This is a genomic window from Nocardia sp. NPDC050697, assembly GCF_040654395.1.
Lineage (GTDB): Bacteria > Actinomycetota > Actinomycetes > Mycobacteriales > Mycobacteriaceae > Nocardia.
In genome coordinates this window covers 740,226-761,787 of record NZ_JBFAHY010000001.1, presented here as the reverse complement: position 1 = coordinate 761,787, position 21,562 = coordinate 740,226, and the positions used below count along the sequence as shown (strand labels likewise).

General features: G+C 72.6%; 19 protein-coding genes. 6 read left to right on the top strand and 13 right to left on the bottom strand.

Annotation, left to right across the window (positions count from 1 at the left end):
- Positions 1-19: 19 nt before the first annotated feature.
- The 3 genes from AB0H71_RS03800 to AB0H71_RS03790 form a co-directional block, all read right to left on the bottom strand.
- Positions 20-1,213: an FAD-dependent monooxygenase gene (locus AB0H71_RS03800; protein ID WP_357014535.1), complete on the bottom strand. Its 1,194-nt coding sequence runs from the start codon at positions 1,211-1,213 to the stop codon at positions 20-22.
- 198 nt (positions 1,214-1,411) lie between these two features.
- A complete protein-coding gene (locus AB0H71_RS03795; protein WP_357014534.1) occupies positions 1,412-2,041 on the bottom strand; it encodes a PadR family transcriptional regulator in 630 nt (209 codons plus the stop codon).
- A gap of 68 nt (positions 2,042-2,109) precedes the next feature.
- Positions 2,110-2,931 (bottom strand): helix-turn-helix transcriptional regulator, encoded by an 822-nt coding sequence (locus AB0H71_RS03790; RefSeq protein ID WP_357014532.1) that lies wholly within the window; start codon positions 2,929-2,931, stop codon positions 2,110-2,112.
- Positions 2,932-3,079: 148 nt separating this feature from the next.
- Here AB0H71_RS03790 and AB0H71_RS03785 point away from each other — a divergent pair, with 148 nt between their 5' ends.
- Complete coding sequence (locus AB0H71_RS03785) at positions 3,080-3,955, top strand: glycosyltransferase family 2 protein (protein WP_357014530.1); 876 nt, start codon at positions 3,080-3,082, stop codon at positions 3,953-3,955.
- A gap of 62 nt (positions 3,956-4,017) precedes the next feature.
- On the opposite strand, the gene AB0H71_RS03780 is transcribed toward AB0H71_RS03785, so the two are convergent.
- Complete coding sequence (locus AB0H71_RS03780; protein ID WP_357014528.1) at positions 4,018-5,112, bottom strand: asparaginase; 1,095 nt, start codon at positions 5,110-5,112, stop codon at positions 4,018-4,020.
- A 187-nt stretch (positions 5,113-5,299) separates the two neighbouring features.
- Between AB0H71_RS03780 and AB0H71_RS03775 the strand changes: the two genes are divergently transcribed.
- Positions 5,300-6,025, top strand: coding sequence for an SDR family oxidoreductase (locus tag AB0H71_RS03775; protein ID WP_357014527.1), 726 nt, complete (start codon positions 5,300-5,302; stop codon positions 6,023-6,025).
- A gap of 4 nt (positions 6,026-6,029) precedes the next feature.
- On the opposite strand, the gene AB0H71_RS03770 is transcribed toward AB0H71_RS03775, so the two are convergent.
- Entirely contained in the window at positions 6,030-7,127 is a 1,098-nt protein-coding gene (locus AB0H71_RS03770) for a zinc-binding dehydrogenase (RefSeq protein WP_357014525.1), read from the bottom strand.
- Between the two features lie 101 nt (positions 7,128-7,228).
- A complete protein-coding gene (locus AB0H71_RS03765; protein WP_357014523.1) occupies positions 7,229-8,467 on the bottom strand; it encodes a helix-turn-helix domain-containing protein in 1,239 nt (412 codons plus the stop codon).
- Positions 8,468-8,734: 267 nt separating this feature from the next.
- On the opposite strand from AB0H71_RS03765, the gene AB0H71_RS03760 reads away from it, so the two are divergent.
- Together AB0H71_RS03760 and AB0H71_RS03755 are read left to right on the top strand one after the other, a co-directional pair.
- A complete protein-coding gene (locus AB0H71_RS03760) occupies positions 8,735-9,487 on the top strand; it encodes a MerR family transcriptional regulator (protein WP_357014521.1) in 753 nt (250 codons plus the stop codon).
- Between the two features lie 128 nt (positions 9,488-9,615).
- Positions 9,616-10,272 carry a GAP family protein gene (locus AB0H71_RS03755; protein ID WP_357014519.1) on the top strand — a complete coding sequence of 219 codons (657 nt, stop codon included), beginning with the start codon at positions 9,616-9,618 and terminating at the stop codon, positions 10,270-10,272.
- Positions 10,273-10,364: 92 nt separating this feature from the next.
- On the opposite strand, the gene AB0H71_RS03750 is transcribed toward AB0H71_RS03755, so the two are convergent.
- On the bottom strand, positions 10,365-12,179 hold the full coding sequence (locus AB0H71_RS03750; RefSeq protein ID WP_357016141.1) for an alkyl sulfatase dimerization domain-containing protein: 1,815 nt from the start codon (positions 12,177-12,179) through the stop codon (positions 10,365-10,367).
- A gap of 232 nt (positions 12,180-12,411) precedes the next feature.
- On the bottom strand, positions 12,412-13,071 hold the full coding sequence (locus tag AB0H71_RS03745; RefSeq protein ID WP_357014518.1) for a TetR/AcrR family transcriptional regulator: 660 nt from the start codon (positions 13,069-13,071) through the stop codon (positions 12,412-12,414).
- 107 nt (positions 13,072-13,178) lie between these two features.
- On the opposite strand from AB0H71_RS03745, the gene AB0H71_RS03740 reads away from it, so the two are divergent.
- The gene (locus AB0H71_RS03740; RefSeq protein WP_357014517.1) at positions 13,179-14,213 is read left to right on the top strand and encodes a hypothetical protein; all 1,035 of its coding nucleotides are present in this window, start codon (positions 13,179-13,181) and stop codon (positions 14,211-14,213) included.
- Between the two features lie 144 nt (positions 14,214-14,357).
- Here AB0H71_RS03740 and AB0H71_RS03735 read toward each other — a convergent pair whose 3' ends face one another.
- From AB0H71_RS03735 to AB0H71_RS03720, 4 genes are all read right to left on the bottom strand, one after another.
- Entirely contained in the window at positions 14,358-14,981 is a 624-nt protein-coding gene (locus AB0H71_RS03735) for an alpha/beta fold hydrolase (protein ID WP_357014515.1), read from the bottom strand.
- Complete coding sequence (locus AB0H71_RS03730; RefSeq protein ID WP_357014513.1) at positions 14,978-16,015, bottom strand: ring-opening amidohydrolase; 1,038 nt, start codon at positions 16,013-16,015, stop codon at positions 14,978-14,980. Before AB0H71_RS03730 ends, AB0H71_RS03735 begins: the two co-directional genes overlap by 4 nt.
- A complete protein-coding gene (locus AB0H71_RS03725) occupies positions 16,012-17,325 on the bottom strand; it encodes a nucleobase:cation symporter-2 family protein (RefSeq protein WP_357014511.1) in 1,314 nt (437 codons plus the stop codon). The genes AB0H71_RS03730 and AB0H71_RS03725 overlap by 4 nt, the downstream gene beginning before the upstream one ends.
- A 132-nt stretch (positions 17,326-17,457) precedes the next feature.
- A complete protein-coding gene (locus AB0H71_RS03720; RefSeq protein WP_357014509.1) occupies positions 17,458-18,111 on the bottom strand; it encodes a GntR family transcriptional regulator in 654 nt (217 codons plus the stop codon).
- Between the two features lie 86 nt (positions 18,112-18,197).
- Here AB0H71_RS03720 and AB0H71_RS03715 point away from each other — a divergent pair, with 86 nt between their 5' ends.
- Positions 18,198-19,031 carry a type 1 glutamine amidotransferase domain-containing protein gene (locus AB0H71_RS03715; protein ID WP_357014508.1) on the top strand — a complete coding sequence of 278 codons (834 nt, stop codon included), beginning with the start codon at positions 18,198-18,200 and terminating at the stop codon, positions 19,029-19,031.
- Here the strand turns inward: AB0H71_RS03715 and AB0H71_RS03710 are convergent.
- Positions 18,994-21,528: a hypothetical protein gene (locus tag AB0H71_RS03710; RefSeq protein WP_357014507.1), complete on the bottom strand. Its 2,535-nt coding sequence runs from the start codon at positions 21,526-21,528 to the stop codon at positions 18,994-18,996. The two genes, AB0H71_RS03715 and AB0H71_RS03710, sit on opposite strands and share 38 nt — an antisense overlap.
- Between the last annotated feature and the right edge of the window lie 34 nt (positions 21,529-21,562).

The window sequence follows — 21,562 nt, the reverse complement described above, 5'->3', positions numbered from 1 at the left end:
GAGGCCGCCCCCTACCGGATCACACGGCGACCGGCTGATTCCAGTCGATGCGGTAGCGCTGTTCGGTGCCGAGCATCTTCTCCGGGTCCATCATGCGCATGGCGATCGGCATGAGCAGGTTCATGACGACCCGGGCGACCGGGCCCGGCGCCTTGCTGTGGTTGATCTTCGCGGCGCGCGCCGCGATGCCCTCGACGCGCGGGCGGCGCAGCGCCTCGTAGGCGGCGAAGGCGGCGGCCGGGGTAGGCAGGTCGCGCAGGCAGCGGGCCAGTTCGACGGCGCTCTCGATGGCCAGCGAGGCGCCCTGGCCGGAGCTGTTGGACGGCGCGTGCACGGCGTCGCCGACCAGGACCAGGCGGTCCCGGTGCCAGTGCGGCACCGGCGGCATGATGTGCAGCGCGCCGACCACCTCCAGCGTCTCCGGTGTGGTGGCGCGGGTGAGCGCGGCGCCGGGGGAGTCCTCGGCGTAGGTCTCGCGCAGGGTCCGCAACCACCGCTCGGCGGGGATCGCCCTGGCCGCGGTGGAGCTCAGGTACTCGGCGTGCGGCAGGTTGGCGCCCCACATGACCCGGCCGTCGCCGAGCGGGCAGTACAGGTAGTAGGCCCGTTTGCCGTAGGCGAACTGCATGGTGCCCGCCGGGATGCCGACCTCGCACGGGACGACGGCGCCGAAGCCGAGCATGCCGGTGTAGTCCGGGCCGGGCGCATCCGGGTCGATCAGCCCGCGGACCGCGGAGCGGATGCCGTCGGCGCCGATCAGGATGTCGGCGGTGGCGGTGCGGCCGTCGGCGAACCGTGCGGTCACACCGGCGGCGTGCTCGTCGGCGCCGGTGAGCCGGGCGCCGAACTCGAACGGCACCCCGGCCGCGGCCGCGTGCTCGCGCAGCACCCGGACCAGCCCGGCCCGGTCGACCAGCGAGAGCGGCGGCAGGTCGTCGAGCCCGGGCAGCTCGTGGGTGTGCCGCCCGACCGACATGCGGGTGCGCTGGACCGGGACGTCGATGGCGCGCACGGCGTCACCGGCGCCGATGATGTCGAGCGCGGCCAGCCCATTGGGGGCGAGCGCGAGCCCGGAGCCGGGCCAGGCGCTGTCGGCCGGGTACGCCTCGTACACCCGGGCCTCGATGCCGGCCATGCGCAGGGCGGTCGCGGCGACGGTTCCGGCGATGCCGCCACCGGCGACGATCGCGGTGCGGATTGCGGAAGTGGACATGGGGATTCTCCTGATTCGGGCAGCCCGAACCGTCCCGCGTGCCCACCCGGATATCCTCGTGGTGCCAGCCTCGTGGCCGGGTGCGCTCTGCGGGCGCGGTTCGAGACGGTTGATCCGGGCTCGGCTTCGGTGTTGCCGCACCGTTGCCGGGCCCGGTGTGCGTAGTTCGCGGGCGGCGGCCCGCGCGGTGACTTCCGCTCAGCCTCGCTCCGTCGACCACCCCTCGGCCGCGGGGTCGAACAGGGCGCGGTTGAGCTGCCGCCAGGTGTCGACCTCGGGAAAGGTGCCGTCGGCGAGCTCGGCGCACAGCCCGCGCACCCAGCTCAGCTCGGCCTCCAGCATGGCGGTGCCGAACTCGGTCTCGATGAGGAACAGCCGCGGCAGCCCCTCGACCGCGCCGACCTGCGCGCGGATCCCGGCCAGGGTCTCCTCGAGCGCGGCGGCGCGCTGCTCGAGCAGGGTCACCACCTCGTCGGGGGAGAGCACGGCGAGCACCGAGAGCCCGGCGACGAAGCGGCTCTGCTCGCGCTGCGGGCGGGCCACCAGGTCGCGGGTCCAGTCCACGAGTTCGGTGCGCCCCGCCTCGGTGATCCGGTAGATCACCCGCTCCGGGCGGGCGCCCGCGCGCTCGCTGCCCACGACCTCCAGGAAACCGGCCTTCTCCATATTGCGGACCACCGTGTAGAGCGAGCCCCACTTGATGTCCATGTCCTGGTCTTTGCCGTGCGAGCGCAGGGTGGCGGCGATCTCGTAGCGGTGCATGGGGCGCTCCACCATGACCGAGAGCACGGCCAGCGCCAGCAGGTTGTCGACCTTGCGCGCTCCCACGATCCCGCCTCCTTTACTCGCAGACGAATATACGCCCGCGAGTAAGGAAGTGGAATCCGGGAGAACCCTTAGCCGGGCGTGGCCGCCAGCGTCCCGAGCAGGGTGAGCGCCTCACTGCTCGCCGACCCCGGCTCGGCGTGGTAGACGACCATCTCCTGCCCGGGGCTCGAGCGCACGTCGAAGGTCTGCATGGTCAGGGTCAAATGCCCGACATCGTGGTGCTGGAACCGCTTGCTCTCCAACGCTTTCCCGCGCGCATCGTGGCTGCCCCACAGCTCGGCGAAGTCCGGGCTCGCGGCGAGCAGCTCGGCGAGCACCTGCCGCATCCGCGGATCGTCCGGCGCCTTGCCGTGGTTCAGCCGGAACCCGGCGACGGTATTGCGGGCGACCTCGTGCCAGTCGCGGTAGAAGGTGCGCGCGGCCGGGTCGGTGAAGACCACGTGCACGAGGTTCGTCGAGTGCGCCCAGCCGTGGAAGAGGATGTCGGCGATCGGGTTCGACGCGAGCACGTCGTAGGCGCGGTTGTAGACGACGGCCGGGTTGTCCGGCCAGGCCGTCAGCAGCGCAGCCAGGCTCGGGTCCACCCGGTTCAGCCCGGCCGCCGCCCGCGCCCGCGGGCCCAGCCCGGCCAGCCGGAACAGATGCTCACGGGCATCGTCCCCCAGCCGCAGCGCCGCCGCCAGCGCCTCGACGACCTGCGCCGATGGCGTCCGCTCCCGGCCTTGCTCCAGCCGGACGTAGTAGTCGACGGAGATTCCGGCCAGCAGCGCGACCTCTTCGCGCCGCAACCCAGGCACCCGCCGGTACCCGGTGCTCGGCAGGTTGACCGCCGCCGGGTCGAGCTGTGCGCGCCGCGCTTTCAGATAGGCGCCGAACTGCGTGGAGGCCATGCTCTCGAGGGTAGGCGGCGGCGCGGGGGAGAGCCTGGGTGCGCTGCTCCCGGGAACTTCCCTTCCTGCCTGTGCAGAGTCGACATACCACCTGGTGGTGACGTTTCCAGTGCCTCGGGGGCCACTTCACGGTGGTAGGTTCGCCGACATGCTCAGCTCGGATGACAAGACCGTCGCCTTGGCCTTGGTGACCTACCAGAGCGCCGAGGATCTGCCCGGATTCCTGGAGACGCTGGCGGCTGCCGTGGAGCCGTACGGGGTCGAGGTGATCGGTGTCGACAATGTCTCCACCGACCGCAGCGCCGATATCGTCGAGGAATTCGGTGGCCGCGTCATACGCAACCCGCGCAATGTCGGGCTCGCGGCAGCGATCAATCAGGGGGCTGCCGCGACGAGCGCGGAATGGATTCTCGTCGCCAACCCAGACACCCAGCTCATGCCGGGCTCGATCGCCGCACTGGTCGACACAGCGGCCTCCGACCCGCGTATCGGCATGATCGGTCCGCGGATCGCCCGCCTGGACGGCACCCCGTATCCGAGTGGGCGGCGGTTCCCGTCGCTTGCGGTCGGCATCGCCCATGCCCTGCTGGGCGGCGTGTGGCCAAGCAATCCCGCCACGCGTCGTTACTTCGGCACCCCGGTCACCGGGGTGGCCGACGTCGACTGGATTTCAGGGTGCTGCATGCTGTTCCGGCGCGAAGCGTTCGACGCCGTCGGTGGCTTCGATGACCGCTACTTCCTCTACTTCGAGGAAACCAAAATGGCCCTGGACATGCACCGCGCCGGCTACAGGGTGTTGCTCGACTCGAGCGCGGAGATCCGCCACCGTGAGGGCGGCAGTATGCGATCCGCGCCGTACCGCAAGGTCCGCACCCACCACCGCAGCGCCCTGCGGTTCTACTGCGACTACCACAGGGGCACCGGGTGGCTGGTCTTCGCGCCGCTGGTCGCGGCCGGGCTGATCGTGCGCGGCGCGGTCGCGGTGGCACTGACCGCGCTGCGCCAGCGCACGGCCATTCGCTAGCCGGCCGAGCGTGATGACGCCTCGGGCGCGGTCCTCGCCCGGGGGAAAATCGCGGATGCCGCTCAGAACTGTTGGTTGCCGTACGCGTGGAACCAGGCCGCGATCTGGTCGTGGTCGGCGGTCCTGGCCAGGATCAGCAGGAGCAGTACGCGCGCCTTCTTGGGGGCGAGGTCGCCACCGCTGACGACGCCGATATTCGGGGGGACGGTGACCGCGCCGGAGCCGTAGGCGTTGGTGGCGACCAAGGCGACACCCTCGGTCGCCAGCGCAGCGGCCGCCTGGTCGGGTGCGGGCGTGCCCGCGAAGACGATGCCCCTGGCGCCCGCCGCGACGGCCGCGGTGATGGGCTCAGCGGGAGCACCGAGATAGGTGTGGGCGATATCGACACGGGGGAGGGCGTCGCCGTCCATCGTGGTCAGGTCGAATGGCGTGGCCCAGTGGGCGGGGTCGGCACAGTGCCGGACGCGGGCCGGGGCGCGTTGCAGGCGGATACCCGCTTGGTCGATGGTGCCGAGGTCGCCGTACTCGCGGGTGGTGAAGGCGTTCACCCGCGCCGAGTCGGTTTTCGTGGCGTCGCGGGCCGGGAAGATCTGATCGTTGAGGGTGACGACCGTGCCGAAACAGGTGGTCCGGTTGCTCGCGGCCAAGCGAATCGCGTTGTACAGGTTGGCCGGGCCGTCGCTTCCGAGCGCGGACCAGGGTCGCATCGCGCCGGTCACCACGACCGGTTTCGTGCTGCGGACGGTCAGGTCGAGGAAGTAGCTCAGCTCCTCCATGGTGGCCGATCCTGTGCTGATGACAGCGGAGTCGTGATCTTCGAGACGGCGTTCGACCAGCCGTGCCAGGTCGTAGAGGTCGTCCACGGTGTAGTCGCCGGACCCCTGCTGCCCGAAATCCTCGGTCGACAGCATCGCGAGATCGCCGATCTCGGGACGGAGGGAGTCGACGAGCTCGGCGATCGGGCGGGTGCCGGGCCGATAGGTTTCGAAATCCGTGCGCCGGTCGGACGTACCGGCGATGGTGCCGCCGAGACCGATCACCGCTACCCGCTGCATTGTCTGTGCGGGCGCGTAACCTGCTGAACCGAGCACGATTCCGGCGCCGACGACGGTTCCGACCAGAGCGATCACCGCGGCGATCCTCGAGACTGTGGACATGCGGGTCAGGCTACGAATGCCGCGTCCACGAGCGCGTCACTCCCCGGTGGTACCTCGATCCGATACCGGGGTACCGCTCGGCGCCGTGCCCGAGGGTAGGCGGCGGTGCGGAGGCGAGCCTGGGTGCGCTGCTCCCAGGAACTTCTCGCCCTGCCGCGGATCCCGCGCGCCGAGCACGGTGGGAGCCATGACCACTACCGAAATTAGCAAGATCGTCCTCGTCACCGGCGCGAGCAGCGGCATCGGGGAAGCCGTCGCGCTGCGGGCGGCGGCCCGCGGGCACCGGGTGTTCGCCGGGGCGCGGCGCACCGACCGGTTGCAGGCCCTGACCGAGCGCAGCGACCGGATCCATCCGGTGCGGGTCGATGTCACCGACCTCGCCGATGTGCGGGCCTTCGTCGACGGGGCCGCCGAACGGTACGGCCGGGTCGACGCCTTCGTCGCCAATGCGGGCGTCATGCCGCTGTCCCGGCTGGACCGGCTGCTCGTGGACGAGTGGCAGCACATGCTCGACGTCAATATCGGCGGGCTGCTGCACAGCATCGCCGCCGTGCTGCCCCGGTTCACAGCGCAGGACAGCGGGCACTTCGTCACGGTGGCGAGCGTCGGTGCGCACGAGGTGGTGCCGACCAGCGCGGTGTACTCGGGCACCAAGCACGCGGCCTGGGCGATCACCGAGGGGTTGCGGCAGGAGAGCGCGCCGAGCATCCGGGTCACCACCGTCTCGCCGGGTGTGGTTACCTCCGAACTCGCCGACTCGATCACCGACCAGGGCGCCGCCGAGGCCATGCGCGGGTACCGGGCGCACGCCATGGCCGCGGAGGCGATCGCGGCCGCAGTGGACTACGCGCTGCACCAGCCGCCAGAGGTGGATGTCAACGAGATCGTGGTGCGGCCCGCGCGGCAACGCTGACGGCTCAGCCCATCTCGATGATCGCCCGCCCGACGATCTCCCCGCGGGCCAGCGCCTGATACGCCTCGTCGGCCTGTTCCAGCGGGTAGCGCCGGGTGATGAGCTCCTGCGGGGCGACCGACCCTGCGGCGACCATGCGCAGCAGCGCGGGCATGTCGGTGCGCGCCTTGGCACCGTAGGAGCCGCGGATCTCCAGTTTGCGGCGCACCAGCCGGGCCAGGTCGACGGCGCCGGTGGAGCCGGCGGGGGCGATACCGACCACGACCGCCCGCCCACCGTCGTCCAGGATGTCCAAAGCGGTGCCGAAGGTGGCGGCATTGCCGAGCGCCTCGAAGGCGATATCGACTCCGTGCCCGTCGGTCAGTTCCCTGACCCGCGCGACCACGTCCTCGGTGGCGGCGTCCACGGTGTGCGTCGCCCCGAGCTTCGCCACCGCGGAGAGCTTCTCCGCCCCGAGGTCGACCGCGATGATCTGCGCGGCCCCGGCCGCCGCGGCGAGCTGCACGATGGAGGACCCGACCCCGCCCGCGGCGACCACCGCGATCCGGTCGCCGACTCCGAGTTCGGCGGTGCGCAGCGCGCCGAGCGCGGTGAAGGTCGAGCACCCCAGAATGGAGACCTGGTTCAGCGCGACCCCGTCCGGCACCCGGAAGACGTCGGTGGCCGGGACCACGCAGTACTCGGCGAGCCCGCCCATGGAGTACATGGCCAGCGGCGACCCGTCGGCGGCGGTGAGCCGCGACTCCCCGTCGTACAGAGCGCCCTTGAGCCGGTTGTAGGCGAAGAACTTCTCGCAGAGGTCCTCCATGCCGCGCACGCAGTGTCTGCAATCCCCGCACGGCATGATGAAGCTGCACACCACCTCGTCACCGACCGCGACGCCGGAGACGTCCGGCCCGAGTTCGGCGACCACCCCGGAGACCTCGTGCCCGAGCACCGCGGGCGTGGGGAAGGCGACCTCCGAGCGCAGCACGTGCAGGTCGGTGTGGCACACGCCGCAGGCGCTGACCCGAAGCAGCACTTCCCCGCGCCGCGGCACAGGGCGCGGGATGTCCTCGATCACCAGCCGGGGTTCCGAACCGTAGTAGACGGCTGCCTGCACCGCACCCTCCTCACCTCGCCGCTCCCACCGTTCACTCGCCGGTGGCTCTCCCGGCCATCGTTCCAGCCGAGCGGCCGGTGCGGCAGCGGAATCCGGGCGGATCAGCCCTCGCCGGCCGCCGCTCCGGCCTCGAAGGCGCGGGCGATGAGCGCCGAGCGCAGGTACCACAGCCCGTGTGCCTGGCCGGGGTCGAAGCCGGTGAGCTGGCCGATCCGGCGGAAGCGGTGGTCGACGGTATTGGCGTGCACGTGCAGGGCGCGCGCGGTGCGCTGGCGGTTCAGGTCCTTGGCGATGTAGGTGCGCAGGGTCTGCAGCAGGTCGGGCTGCTCGTCGAGGGGTTCGAGCGCGGCGGCGAGGACGGTGCGGGCGGGGCCGGGGCGGGCCAGCTGGTATTCGAGCACCAGGTCGTCGAAGCGGTGCAGCCGGTGCGGCCAGCCGAGGCGCTGCACGACGTCGAGCAGTTCGTGCGCTTGGTCGGTGGCGAGCGGGATGGCCTCGCGCCCGGCGCGCACGGTGGTGGCGACCAGCGGCACCTGGGCGGCGGCGGAGAGCTGGTCGATCAGGGTGTCGAGGGTCTGCTCGGTGTAGCGGTCGGTGGGCAGCAGCACGGTGCCGCCGTCCACGCTGAGCAGGGCGAGGGCGTCGCCGCCGCAGCGGTCGGCGAGGGCGGCCTGTAGCCTGCGCAGCTTGCGCCGCGCCACCACCTGGGCATCGAGCGCGATGTTGTGCTCGTCGCGGTGCGGGGGGACGGCCAGCGCGAGCACGTGGTAGGAGTCGGCGATGGCGACCGCGCTCTCCCTGGCCATGGTGGAGGTGCTGCGCCCGCCGAGCAGCGCGGAGGTGAGCGTGTGCACGGCGGTGTGGTGCTCGGAGACCACCGATTTCAGCTCCCGCACATAGGCGGCGGAGACGGCGCGGGTGATCCGGTCCTGGATCTCCATGAACTTGCGGGCCAGGTCGACCATGGCGGGGGAGTCCTGCGCGCCGGCCTTGGCCACGATCAGGTCGAAGCCGATCCGCAGCCCCTCGTGCACGGCATTGTGGATGGCGTCGATGGGGATGCCCTCGCGCGCCCAGTCGGCGGCGGCCTCCTGCACCCGCTCGGTCTTGTCCGCGGTCTCCCTGCCGTCGAGCAGGTCGAGCGCGAGCTCCAGGCAGATCCGGGTGACCACGGTGATCTCGCCGCTCAGCGCGTCACCGGGCAGGGTGCCGCAGGGCACCACATTGTCGGCGAAGTGCCCGACCAGGCGGCGCGCCAGGGTCCGGACATCGCGCAGGTGGGCGGATGCCGGCCGCCCCGATACGAGCAGATCCGCCGTGGCGGGCGCGTTCTCGATCACCGTAGCCCTCCTGCCGGGGTCGCCGATCGCTTTGATCAGCCAGTGGCAACTGTCACGATTGCAGGGTACGGGATCGTTCACTGAGGCGGAACCTGTTTCGATTCCGGGTTTTCCGTAGTGAACGCTATGGTAAGTGGGAGTTTGCTGCCACTTCGGGGTGGGATGGTTGCCGGTCGGTGGCCGTCCCCGGCGCCCGGTGGCAGGATCGGGCGGCACCGCGGGCGGCGCGGCGCGGCAGCAAGGGTTCGAGTGACGCGAGGGTGGCCGGTGGACGAGCAGCGTGAGTACCGGGTCGCGGAACTGGCCGAGCTGGCCGGGATCCCGGTGCGCACGCTGCGCTACTACCAGGAGCGCGGGCTGCTCCCGCCGCCCCGACGCGAAGGCCGCACGGCCTGGTACAGCGGCGCCCACCTGGAGCGATTGCGGCTGATCGGCGACCTGGTGGCCCGCGGGTACCGGCTGGACGGCATCGAGGAGCTGCTCACCGCGGCGGAGAAGGGGCGGGGGCTCGGCGAGATCCTCGGCTTCGGCTCGGCCGCCACCGTGGACTGGGCGCGCAGCGACCCGGTCGAGCTCACCGCCGCCGAGCTGCGCGCGCGGTTCGGCGGGCAGCTCACACCCGACGTGCTCGCCGAGGCGATCGAGCTGGGGTATCTGCGCCGCCGCGGCGAGCACTACAGCCACCCCAGCGCCCGGTTGCTGGAGGCGACGCTGACCCTGGTGGCGGCCGGGATTCCGCTGCGCACGGTGCTGGCCATGAGCTGGGAGATCGAGGCGGCCTTCGATCGGATGGCCTTCTCCTTCGTGCACGCCTTCCGCAACCACGTGCTCGACCGCATGCTCGACGACCCCACCCCGGAGAATCTGGAGCGGCTGATCGGCGCCGTCGCCGAGCTGCGGCCGGTGGCCCGCACCGTGGCCGACGAGCAGTTCGGGCGGGCCATGCGCAGGCGGATCCGGCGCGAGATCACCGAGATGACGCAGCTGATCGCCGAGGCGGCGGGCAAGGAGGGCCGCTAGCCGGCCGCTCGGGTGTGGTGGATGGCGGCGGGATTCATCCGGATCGGGTGAGGTCGTGGACCGCTCGCGGCGGTGATCGTGGGTGCGGGCGGTTACGTCCGGGATGGGGTGGCGGCGAGGAGGTCGTGGTGGGCGGGTTGCTGGTGAGCCTGATCCCCGAGTTGATCGGGCTGGTCGTCACTCCGGGTGCGATCGCGGGCTGTGTGTTGTTGTTGCTGTCGCGGCGCGGGGTTCGGGCGGCGCTGGCGTTCGGGGCCGCGTTCGTTCTGGTTTACGCCCAGGTCGCGGTGACCGCGCTGCTCGCGGGCGCGGGCGGGCCCGCAGCGACCACCCAGACCGTCGCCCATATCGCCGGGCTGGTGGTCGGGGTGGGTTTCCTGGCCGCGGCCGGATTGCTGGCGGCGCGGCGGCGCCGGCCGCGGGAGGGCGAGCCGCGGTGGATCGAGGAGCTGGAATCGGCCACCGTGCGGCGGGCGTTCGTGGCCGGGCTCGCGCTGGCGATACTGAACCCGAACCTGGCGATCATGATGGCCGGGATGACGATCATTGCCAGCTCCGACGCCGGCGCCGGTGCCGCGGCCCTCGGCGCGGTGGCTCTGCTGGTCGCTGCCGCGCTGGATTTCGCGGTACCGATCGCGGTGTTCCTGGCCGCGGGGCCGGCCGCGCGGAATGCGCTGGAGCGGGCGAAGGATTGGATGCTGGCCCACGACCGAGCGCTGAGCATCGCCGTACTGACCGGGTTCGGGGTGTTGTTCACCGTGCGCGGGCTCACCGCCCTGCTCTGACCCGCCGCGGCACTCTTCGAGGCGTTGGCTCCGACTCCGCTCGGAGGACGGTTCCCGCCCGACCCGCTGCTGGTGCCGCGCCCGGGCCGTGGTCAGGTGCCGGTGCGGGGGGTGACGATCGGGAAGGCCGGGTCGGGCCGGTCGAGAACGCCGAGCAGTCGGGTCAGCGCGTCGGGGTCGCCGGTGCGAGTCAGGGTTTCGGCGGGGTGGCCTGCGAGCAGGGCGAGCAGCTGGGGTTTGGTCAGGGTGTAGGCGGCGTCGGCTTCGGCAGCGGGGGATCGGGGCAGGTCCCAGTGGATGAGGGCGCCGTGGGAGAGCTGGGTGCGGTGGGTGATGTTCAGGTCGGTGAAGGCCCAGTCGATGACCGCGGTGGTCGCGGCGGCGCGGGTGCCGTCGACGCGGACGGCGAGGGAGTCGAAGAGCTGATCGATGCTCAGCGCGGTGGCCATGCTGGAGCCGACGTCCATGAGCATCGGGGGGATGCCGCCGCGCAGTTCCTGGGCACCGGCGAGGTAGCAGTTGCGCCAGGTGCCGTTCTCGGCGCCGAAGCCGAGCTGTTCGTAGACCGCGGCCAGGGCTTCGCGGGCGTCGAGGTGGTCGGGGTCGGCGAAGACCGCGTGCTGGAGCAGCTGCGCGGCGAAGCGCAGGTCTCCGGCGTCGGCGAACTCACGCCCGCGCGCGATCACGGTGTCGATGCCACCGAGCAGTTGCACGTACCGCTGCCCGGTCGCTCGGGGCGGGTGCGGCCACAGGCTCGAGGGGTTGCCGTCGTACCAGCCGAGGTAGCGCTGGGAGATGGCTTTGACGTTGTGGGAGAGCGATCCGTAGTAGCCGCGCACCGACCAGGTGCTTTCGAGTTCGGGGGGCAGGGTGAGCTGTTCGGCGATCTCGGGGCCGGTGTATCCCTGGTTGAGCAGGCGCAGGGTCTGGTCGTGCAGGTAGGCGTACAGGTCGCGCTGGGCGGTGAGGAACGCGGTGATGCGCTCGCTGCCCCAGGTGGGCCAGTGGTGGGAGGCGAAGACGACCTCGGCGCGCGGGGCGAACTCCTGCAGGGCTTCGTTGAGGTAGCGCGACCAGACGCGGGCGTCGCGGACCTCGGCGCCGCGCAGGGTCAGCAGGTTGTGCATGGTGTGGGTGGCGTTCTCGGCCATGCACAGGGCGCGCCGGTCCGGGAGCAGGAAGTTCATCTCCGAGGGCGCTTCGGTGCCCGGGGTCAGCTGGAACACCAGCCGCAACCCGTCGACGACTTCTTCCTGCCCGGTGGCGGTGATGTGGCGGGTGGGGGCGAGCAGGCCGGGTGTTCCGGTGGAGGCGGTCAGGCCGAGCCCCATCCCGACCAGCCCGCGCGGGCCCCTGTCGAGGTTGACCCCGCCGTAGTAGGCGCTGCGGCGCAGCATCGCCGTGCCGGCGTAGACGTTCTCCGAGACCGCGTGCTCCATGAAACCCTCCGGCGCCAGGATCGGCACCTCCAAACCGGGGTCGAGCACGCCGAGCACGCCGCCGAAGTGGTCGAAGTGCGAATGGGTGTAGAGGACCCCGGTCACCGGGCGGTCGCCGCGGTGAGCGCGGTAGAGCGCCAGCCCGGCGGCCGCGGTCTCGGCCGAGACCAGCGGGTCGACCACCAGCACTCCGGAATCGGTCTCCAGCAGCGACATGTTCGACAGGTCGATCCCGCGGATCTGGTAGACCCCCTCGACGACCTCGAAGAGCCCCTCCTTCGCGCACAACCGGGTCTGGCGCCACAGGCTCGGGTTCACCGTGGGCGGGCAGTCCCCGTCGAGGTAGTCGAAGGCGGCGGTATCCCACACCGGGCGCCCATCGGCCGTCGTGACCGCCCGCGGCTCCAAGCCGGCGATTAAGCCCCGTTCGGCGTCGGCGAAATCCAGCGAATCCTGCTCGGGAACCACACTCACGACCCACTCCTGTCCACGACGAGACACCCACCCCGACCCTCACGCCCCCACCACCGCGACGGATCACCCGAAACGGGTGAATCCCCCCTGGCGGGATCGGGGTGTGGAGGAGTCGAACGGATCCGTGCCGCTGCCGCGGAGTTGGTCGCCGGGCGGGAGACGGTGCGGGTGCTCGTCGAGGCGGTGCTGTCGAAGGCCGGATTTCACGTGGAGACGGTGTAACTGCTCATGGAAGTGCCGGGCGGGGAGAAGCCGGGCCGGTGGGGTGTCCGGTTGCCGCGTCGAGTGCCGGTGCCAGCGGCGCGAGTGCGGCGCGGAGCAGCTCGGGCAGCGATACGGAGACGACGACGAGGCCGGCGGTGCCGGTCGGCGGCTGTAGCCAGTGTTCGAGTGCGACCCGGATCGCAGCCGCCACGCCGGCCGCGAGCACGGGGGCGGTGAAATCGTCGTCGGCACCGGAACGCTCGGCGATCACGGCGGCGAGGGGTTTCGAGATCGTGCCGGTGGTGCCGAGGAACGCCTCCCGCAGCGCGGGGTGCGCGGTGATCAGCAGCAGGGCGTCGCGCCGGTGTTCACCCGGGTCGGCGTAGTGCGCGACGATCGCCTCGACGACGGCGTCGGCGAGGCGAACCTCCGGGGGGCGGGCCGCTACCGCCGCGGCGACCCGCGCCTCCCGGTCGGCGGTGACGGCGGCGACGATCGCCTGCTCGCGGCTGGGGAAGTAGTTGTTGTAGGTCCGTGGTGAGACACCGGCCGCCTCGGCGATGTCCTCGACCCGCACATTGTCCGGTCCGCGTTCCAGGGCCAGCCGCAGCGCTGCGTCCCGCAGTGCCTCGTGTGTCGCCTGCTTCTTGCGCTCGCGCAGTCCCGGCGGTCTCGTGGTCACGCCTCGATAGTGTCACAAAAATATGCGTACACGAAATATTGCGTGCACGCATGTTCTGCCGCTAGCGTGGCGTCGGCCCACCCCGGTCGACAGAAAGGACCACGCAGATGCGCGGCAAGGGGATGACGTACGACACCGGTTTCTTCTCGAAGGGCCGGGCGTCACGCCGGGAATTCGACCCGGAGATCGTCCGGCGGGAGCTGGCCATCATCCGAGATGATTTGCACTGCAACGCCGTTCAGATCGTCGGCGGCGATGCCGACCGGCTGGAGCTGGCGGCCCGGTGCGCCGCCGAGCTCGGGCTGGAGGTGTGGTTCTCGCCGTACCCCCTGGAACTGACGAACGCAGAGATCCTGACCCTGTTCGCGGACTGCGCGCGGCGGGCCGAGCGGCTCCGGCTGACGGGCGCCGAAGTCGTGTTCGTCACCGGCGTCGAGTTGAGCCTGATGAACCCGGAGTTCCTGCCCGGTGGCACCGTCTGGGAGCGGATCGAGTCCTTGCTCGGTGACCCGTACGCCCGCCCCGAGCGCGTCGGCGAGCTCATCGCTCGCCTCGACGGCTTCCTCGCCCGGGCCGTTTCCGTCGTCCGCGAGCACTTCGGCGGCAAACTCACCTACTGCGCCGTGCCGTTCGAGCGGATCGACTGGACACCGTTCGACATCGTGTCGATGGAGCTCATCCGCTCCGCCGAGGTGGCCGATCAATTCCGCGATGGCGTGAAAACGCTCGTCGCTCAGGGGAAACCGGTGGCGGTCACCGGTTTCGGCACGGCCACCTGGCGGGGCGCGGCCGACGTGGCACCGCGCAGCAACGAGATCGTCGAATACGACGCCACCGGCGCCGCGGTCCGGTTGAACGGCGACTACGCCAGGGACGAGGCCGGGCAGGCCGCGTACCTGAGCGAGCTCCTGGAGATCTTCGACAGCGAAGGCGTCGACAGCGCCTTCGTGTTCCTGTTCGCGCTGCACAGCCACCCGCACCGCACCGACGGTGATCCTCGCGACGACCTCGATCGAGCCAGCCTCGGCATCGTCAAGGTCCTGGAGGGCCGCCGCGGCGTCACCTACCCCGACATGAGCTGGGAGCCGAAAGCGGCGTTCGCGGCCGTCGCGGAGCGGTACGCCGGCCGCGACGTCGCGTAGATCCGTGGCGACACCGGCTCGCGGAGTGAAAAGCGCGTGCCCGACACGAGCCGGGGCGGCAGCGAAGCCGGCATTCGCCGCTGATCACGCTGGGGACGGTGGACGCTTCGGCCGGCGGCTTCCCGGACGCGCGAAGCCGCCTCGCTACGGCCCGGCTACCTCCCGGACGAGTTCGGCGAGGGCCGCCGGGTGGTCGAGGTGCAGGGCGTGCGCGCCGGGCACGACCCGGCTGCGCACCCCGAGTAAGCCGGTGAGGGCGGCGTTCGCCCGGTGGCGCGGCTCCGGCGAGCCGGCGCCGACGGTCAGCAGAACCCGTGCGGCGACCCCGCCGGGCAGCGGGCGGGGTTCGAAGGCGCGGAACATGCGCAGCTCGGCGGCGATGGTGGCGGGGTCGGCGGTGGTGCGCCCCTCGTGCCAGGACTCCCCGTAGAGCGCCCGGGCGAAGGCGCCGGTCCCGCCCTCGGCGAAGGCGGCCGCGACCGACCCGAGCAGCCCGGGCACGAGCGACCCGGCGGCCGGTTCGTGCAGCACCGCGGCGGAGAACGGAACGCCGCGCGCGGCCAGCTCGAGCCCGAGCGTGGCACCCCCGCTCACCCCCACCACGACCGCCCCGGCGCAGCGCGGCGCCAGGAATCCGATCTCGGTGTCGAGATCGCCGGACTGCGGCCGGGTCGGGCACTCGACCTCGTATCGATCACCGAGCGCGGCAGAAACCCCGGCCCACACCCGCCCGTCGGTGGCGGTGCCGTGCACCAGCACGACCCTCACGCGCCGGGCACCTCGAACACCACGGTGATACTGCCGCCGCCGGGCGGCCCCTGATGCTCGGCCCCACCCGAGACGTACACGGCCCCGTCGCCTTTGAGCGCGGCCAGCAGCCCGCCGACGGCGGCGCGGGCGTGCCGGGTGGCGGGCAGGTCGGAGTCGGTGAGCATGGTGTGCCGCAGCCCGCGCACGGCCCCCGAGGGATCGGCGTCGGCCTTGGCGAAGATCTGGCGCACGGTGCCGCCGCGCGCGGCGACCTCGTCGAGCAGCCCGCGCACGGTGGCGATGTCGATGGCGTCGCGCATCCGCCCGTGCAGCGCGCGCAGCGGGTTGGCCGCGCGGGCGCTCTCGGCGAGGACCAGCACGTGGCAGTCCTCGAGTTCGGCGCCCGCGCTGGTGGAGGCGCGTGCGGAGTCGACCTCGGCGTGCCCGGCGAGCGCGGCTTCGGCGGTGCCGGTGTCGCAGTCGCCGAGCGCGACGGCGACGCCGAGTGCGGCGGCCGCGCGCGAGTGTCCCATGGAGGCGTAGGTGTCGGCGGCGACCGGTTCGGCGCCTGCCGCGCGCACCAGGGCGATCCGCTCGGAGGTGAGCAGCGGGCACTTCACCAGGACCAGGTGCACGTCGGCGGGGTCGGCGCCGAGTTCGGCGACGAGCTTGCCGACCGTCTCGGCGACGGCGCCGAGCTGGGCGGGGCGCCCGATCTCGGCGGGGTCGAGGCGCCGGGTGCGTCCGGCGGCGGCGACCAGCCCGCGGTCGTGCCCGGGGTGTGCGCGCCGGTCCCGGACGATCAGGTTGACGTGCGGGCTGAGCACCCCCTCGGTGCCGCCGGAGAAGACGGTGATCGCGCCGGGCAGCCGCGGCTCCCAGACGGCGGCGGCGAGGGTGCGGCTGAAGTCGTTGACGCAGCCGTTGCCCTCGGTCTTGCCGATCACGGCGAGCACGTCGGCGACGGCCAGCCCGGCGGGGTCGAGCGCGGTGAGCGGGGTGAGGTCGTCCGGGCCCGCGGTGGGGATGGTGAGCAGGGCGATGCCGGTCATGCGGGCAGCTCCTTCGGGGCGCGGGTGAGGTGGTGGAAGATCAGGTTCAGGGTGAAGGCGACGAGGACGGTGCTGGTGATGGCGCCGCCCACGATCACCTTCAGCGCGGCGGGGACGCCGTCGTAGAGCTCGGGCGCGACGATCGGGATCATGCCCGCGCCCATGGCCAGCGAGACGATGAGCAGGTTGTCGGTGCGCGCGTAGTCGACCCTGGCGAGGGTGGCGATGCCGACCCCGGCGACGGTGGCGAACATGACCAGGCTGACCGCGCCGATCACCGGCCCGGGCAGGCTCGCCACCACCTCGCCCATCTTGGGCACCAGCCCGAGCACGACCAGCAATCCACCGGCCACCACCACGGCGCTGCGGGCGGCGACCCCGGTCATCCGGACCAGGCTGACGTTCTGCGCGAAGATGGTGTCCGGGAACGAGGTGAGCACGCCCGCCAGCACGGCGGAGAGGCCGTCGGCGGCGAGGCCGCGCCCGATCACCGCCGGGGTGGCGGGCTGCCCGGTGTGCTCGGCGGTGGCCAGCAGGTAGGCGGTGGATTCGGTGAAGATCACCACCATCACCAGGCACATCGAGACGATGCCCGCGATGGGGAAGGTCGGCGCGCCGAAGGGGAACAGGTCGGGCAGCCCGAGCCAGCCCGCGGCCCCGACCGCGGAGAAGTCGGTGAGCGAGAGCGCCGCGGCGGCGATGGTGCCGAGCACCAGCGCGACCAGCACCGCAGACTGGGCGAGCAGCCCGCGGCCGTAGCGCATGAGCGCCAGGATCAGCAGGATCACCCCGGCGGCGACGAGCAGCCTGGCGCCGCCCGCCGGTTCGGTGCCGAAGGTCATGGTGACGGCCTTGCCGATGAGCGAGAGGCCGATCATGGCGATGGCGGCGCCGCGCACCGCGGGCGGGAAGAAGCGCTGCAACCGGGAGAACGGCACCGCGACCAGCACGCCGAAGACGCCGGCGGCGATCATCGAGCCGTAGACGGCGGAGAGCCCGTACTCCTGGCCGATCAGGATCATCGGGGTGACGGCGGTGAACGAGGCGCCCGCGACCACCGGCATCCTGGCGCCGAGGACCTTGCCGATGCCCGCCGCCTGCACCACGGTGATGATCCCCGCGACCAGCAGGTCGGCATTGACCAGCGCCGCGATGACCGAGCGGTCGAGCCCGAGCGCGGCGCCGAAGACCAGCGGCACCGCCACGCAGCCGGTGTACATGACGAGCACGTGCTGCATGCCGAAGAGCACGGTGCGCCACCAGGGCAGGGTGGTGGCGGGCGGGGATTCCGCCGGGGCGAGTACGGACACGGGGACCTCCGGGTTCTGCTGAGCTACCCCGCTTTTGTATACAAGTTCTGTTTCCGCCCGATTGCCCCTCGTGTGAATCGCGTTAACTCACCGTGGGCGGTGCGATGTTTTCGGCGTGTTTGTATACAAAATTTAGTCGTCGAGTTCGTCGAGCAGTGCTTCGTCCTTGGCGATGTGCTCGTCCATGAGGAAGCCGGCCTGCACCGGCGAGCCGGAGAGGATGGCGCGCGCGATGGCGGCGTGGTCGCTCCAGGACTCCTCGCTGCGGGTGTCGAGGCGGGTGCCGAACAGCCACGACACCCGGCCCAGCAGTTGCTCGAGCAGCTGGCGCAGCTGGCTGTTGCCGGAGGCCTCGGCCACCAGTTCGTGGAAGCGGAGGACCAGCGGCGGCAGGTCGGCGCGCGCGGCCGCGGAGTGGCTGAGGTCGCGGCCCAGCTCCACCACCCGGGCGAGCTCGGCCGCGACCTCGCCGCCGCGCCTGCGCGCCGCCAGCTGCGCGGCCAGCACCTCGAGCCCGCGCCGCACCTGCACCAGCTCCCTGGCCGCGGTGCCCGACGGCACCGAGACGGTGGCGCCGCGGTACCGCACCAGGGTCACGAACCCCTCGTTCTGCAGCTGGGAGAGCGCCTCGCGGATCGGGATCCGGGAGACCCCGAAGCGCTCGGCGAGGTCGGTTTCGCGCAGCCGGTCGCCGGGGGCGAGCCGCCCGGCGAGGATGTCGGCGCGCACCGCGTGCGCCACGGCGTCCCGCGGGGCGGGCAGGGCGGGGTCGGGTGCGGCGGTCACCGGGTGAGCGTAGCGAGGCGGGGCTGCGTCGGGGCGGTGCGACGGGGTAGCCCCCCGGGGAAAGCCCGCCGTCGAGAGGATCCGCCATGCCCCGTCACGTGCTCGTCGTCGTCTCCGCCGCCGACCGGTTGCCGCTGCAGGGCGGTGGTGACGCCCCGACCGGCGTCTACCTGGGCGAACTGGTGGAACCGGCGACGGCGCTGCGGGCGGCCGGGGTGCGGCTGTCCTTCGCGACGCCGGGCGGGCGGGTGCCGACACTGGACGGCACCTCGGCCAGCCTGGCCTACTTCGGCTTCTCCCGGGCCAAGCGCGATGCCGCCTTCGCGACCTTCGCGCGGCTGCTCGACGCCGGGCTCGGCACCCCGATCCCGCTGGAGAAGCTGCACACCGTCGACCAGTACGACGGCCTCTTCGTGCCCGGCGGGCACGCCCCGCTGGTGGACCTGCTCTACCGCGACGCGCACACCGGGGCCGCGCACAACGAGGACTTCGGCGCGCTGCTCGCGCACTTCCACGGTGCGGGCAAGCCGACCGGGCTCATCTGCCACGCCCCCGCCGCGCTGGCGGCGGCACCCGAGGAGGACGGCCGCTGGCTCTACTCCGGCTACCGCATGACCTGCTTCAAGACCGTGGTGGACACCATGCTGCAGACGGTCCCGGTGGCGCGGCGCTTCCCCGGCAGGCTGTTCGAGCCGGACCCGGCGCGGCTGCTGCGCGAGCTCGGCGCCGAGGTGGAGCAGACCCGGCTGCCGATGGGCAGCAAGGTGGTGGTCGACCGGGAGCTGATCACCGGCCAGGACCCCTACTCGGCGCGCGAGTTCGGCGCGGTCTTCACCCGGCAGGTGCGGGCCGCGGATCGGGCCGCCGCCGGGGCCGACGGGGTCAGGACGGGAGACCGCGCGATCGCGCCGCGTCGCTGAGGAACTGGCGCAGCTGGTCGGGTGCGGGTCTGCCGAACCGCTGTCCCGGCTGGTCCGGGGCGGCGCCCGCGGCGGCCGCGCAGGGGTCGCCGATGGGGATGGTGCCGGGGGCGAACCAGTCGCCGGGCACGTCGGCGCTCGACACGGTGCGCCCGGTCCGGGCCTCGTAGACGGTGAGCCGGTAGCGGCCCGCGATCAGGGCCAGTTCGGAGCCGTCCGGGTAGCGGCAGTTCGCGACCGGCGCGCCGACGCCGGTGCGGGTCGCGCAGGCCACCCACTGGACGTCCTCGGGGCGGGCGGCGCGGGGCAGGGCGGGGTCGCCGGGCGGGCTCACGGCGTTCAGGTCGCCCGCCGCGTACACCCCGACCGGGCCCGGTTTCGGCTCGGCCGCGCCGGTGAAGGGCTGCGGCTTGTCGCACATCGCCGCGTAGTCGGCGAGGGCGGGCCGGTTCTCTCTCGCCACGTGGACGACGACGAAGAACACGGCGACCAGTGCGGCGAGGGTGAGCAGCACGGCGGTGCCGCCGACCTGGAAGCGGGGCCAGGATTCCGTGTCGAAGGCGGCGCGCAGTTTCTCGCCGCGCGAGGGGGGTGGGGAGTAGTGGGCGCGGGGGCGCAGGGGTTGCGGGTCGGCGCTGTATTCGAGGCGGCGGGGTGGGCGTTGTTCGGCTGGGGGAGGGGTGGGGCGGGGGTTTTGAGTGGGGTGCGGGGGTTGGGGGGACGGGGTTCGGGTGAGGCGGACGCCGCGGGATCTCGGTTGAGCCGAGGGGGGCGCCCAGGGGGATGCGGGTGGTTGGCGCAGGGCGTTCTCGCTGGCCGCTCGGGGTGCGGACGCGGAGTCCGCTCGCAGTGCGTTGTCGCTGCTTGCTCGCGGCGGGTATCCGGCGTCCGCCCGCGGCGGGGCAGCTGTGCCCATGCGTGGCGGTGACGCGACGTCGTCCCGAGCTGCGGCGGGCGAGCGGAGTGCTGATGCAGCGCCGGCGATCGGGGACCGAGGCGTTGATGCGGCTTGGTCGCTTTCCGCCTGCGCGGATCCAGCCGCGGGCTCCGGCCGCAAGGTCTGCGCCGGAGCGGCGTTTCGAGTTCCGGCCCACACGGGTTGTTCGACCGGCGCGTTCTCGGCCCGCTCGGCGGCGAGCACCCCGGAGTCGGCGCGGCCGGGCACGGACTGCGCGGCGCGCGCGCCGGGGCGCGGCGTATCCACCTCGGTGATGGCGCTCGGCTCCGCCTTCCGTGCGGCGACGCGACGTGGCCGCTCCGGAAGCGGCGGGATCGGCGCGAGCCACGGCGGTCGGCTGCGCGCGGCAGCGGCCATGGCCGGGACCCGCTCCGGTGCCGGGCTTCCCGTGCGCCGCGGGTCGTCCGGCTCGAGCTCCTCGTCGGCGGGTGCCGGCTCGCGGGCGTCATCCGCGAGCGTCCGGTCCGATGCATCGGCTCCCGCCCGCGCGACCGGGTCGACGGGCACGCCCGCGGGATCCGGTCCGTCGGGCGACGTACCCGTTGCGGCGGGTCCACCCCGGTGCGGTTCCGACGACCGAGTACCGGCTGCGGCGGGTATGACCCGGCCCGGTTCCGATGGCCGATCACCGGTATCGATGTCGACGGGCAGCGCAGCCCCATGCTCCCCAGCAGGCGCGACCATACCCTCGCTCGGCGCCGCCGCGAGCCCGCTTCGAGTGGCCGCGCCTCCGCTCGAGGTGGCCGCGCTTCCGCTCGGGGCGGTGAAGCCCTCACCCGGGGCGTCTGCGACCGCGCTCGGAACGGCCTCGACCTCACCCGTGCCCGTGCCGGGAGGGGCGACCCCGCCCCCTCCCGACGCCGGCCCGGCGGCCGGCGTGACAGCCCCCTGCGCCGCCACCTCCGCCGCCGAAATCTCCCCTGCCGCGGCGAACCCCTCTCGCACGAGCGCCTCGACGGGCGGCAGCAACTCGGCGAGTTCGAGTTCGGTGAAGGCGGCGGTGAGCGTGGCGACGTCCCAGCGCGCCCCGTCCTGCCGCCGGAAGTAGCGCTCGACGGCGTCGTGGTCCGCGCTTCCGGCGACGACGACGCCGGTCGGCTCGAGCGGCTCGGGGTGGCTCACGGCCGAGCCGGGCGCGGTCACCAGAACGGCGAGTTCGCCGACGAGGTCGGGCAATCCGGCCCGCTTCAGTCGCGCTCGCAACCCGGTGGCGGTCTGCGCCGCGCGCACGTCGGGGGTGAGGCTGGCGACGGGGAGGTCGAGGTCGGCGGGTGCGGAGCCGATCCGCCACCGATCCGCGGTGTCGAGCACCCCGGACTGGCTGCGCCGCAGCCCGGCGATCTCGACGACGGTGCAGTGCCCGGGTGTCCACACCAGGACATCGGCCCGGCGGCCGGGCCCTCCGGCCACGCCGGGAAGCTTGCAGCCGAAGACGGCGAGGCCGCCGAGCCCCCGATCGGGGCCGTGCCAGCTCTCGAACCATCGCCGGACAAGCTTCTCGGGACCGGAGAACGTGCTGTCCTGCGCGATTACGATCATCTCGCGCCCCCTGGACGGGAAAAAGTCGAACGGC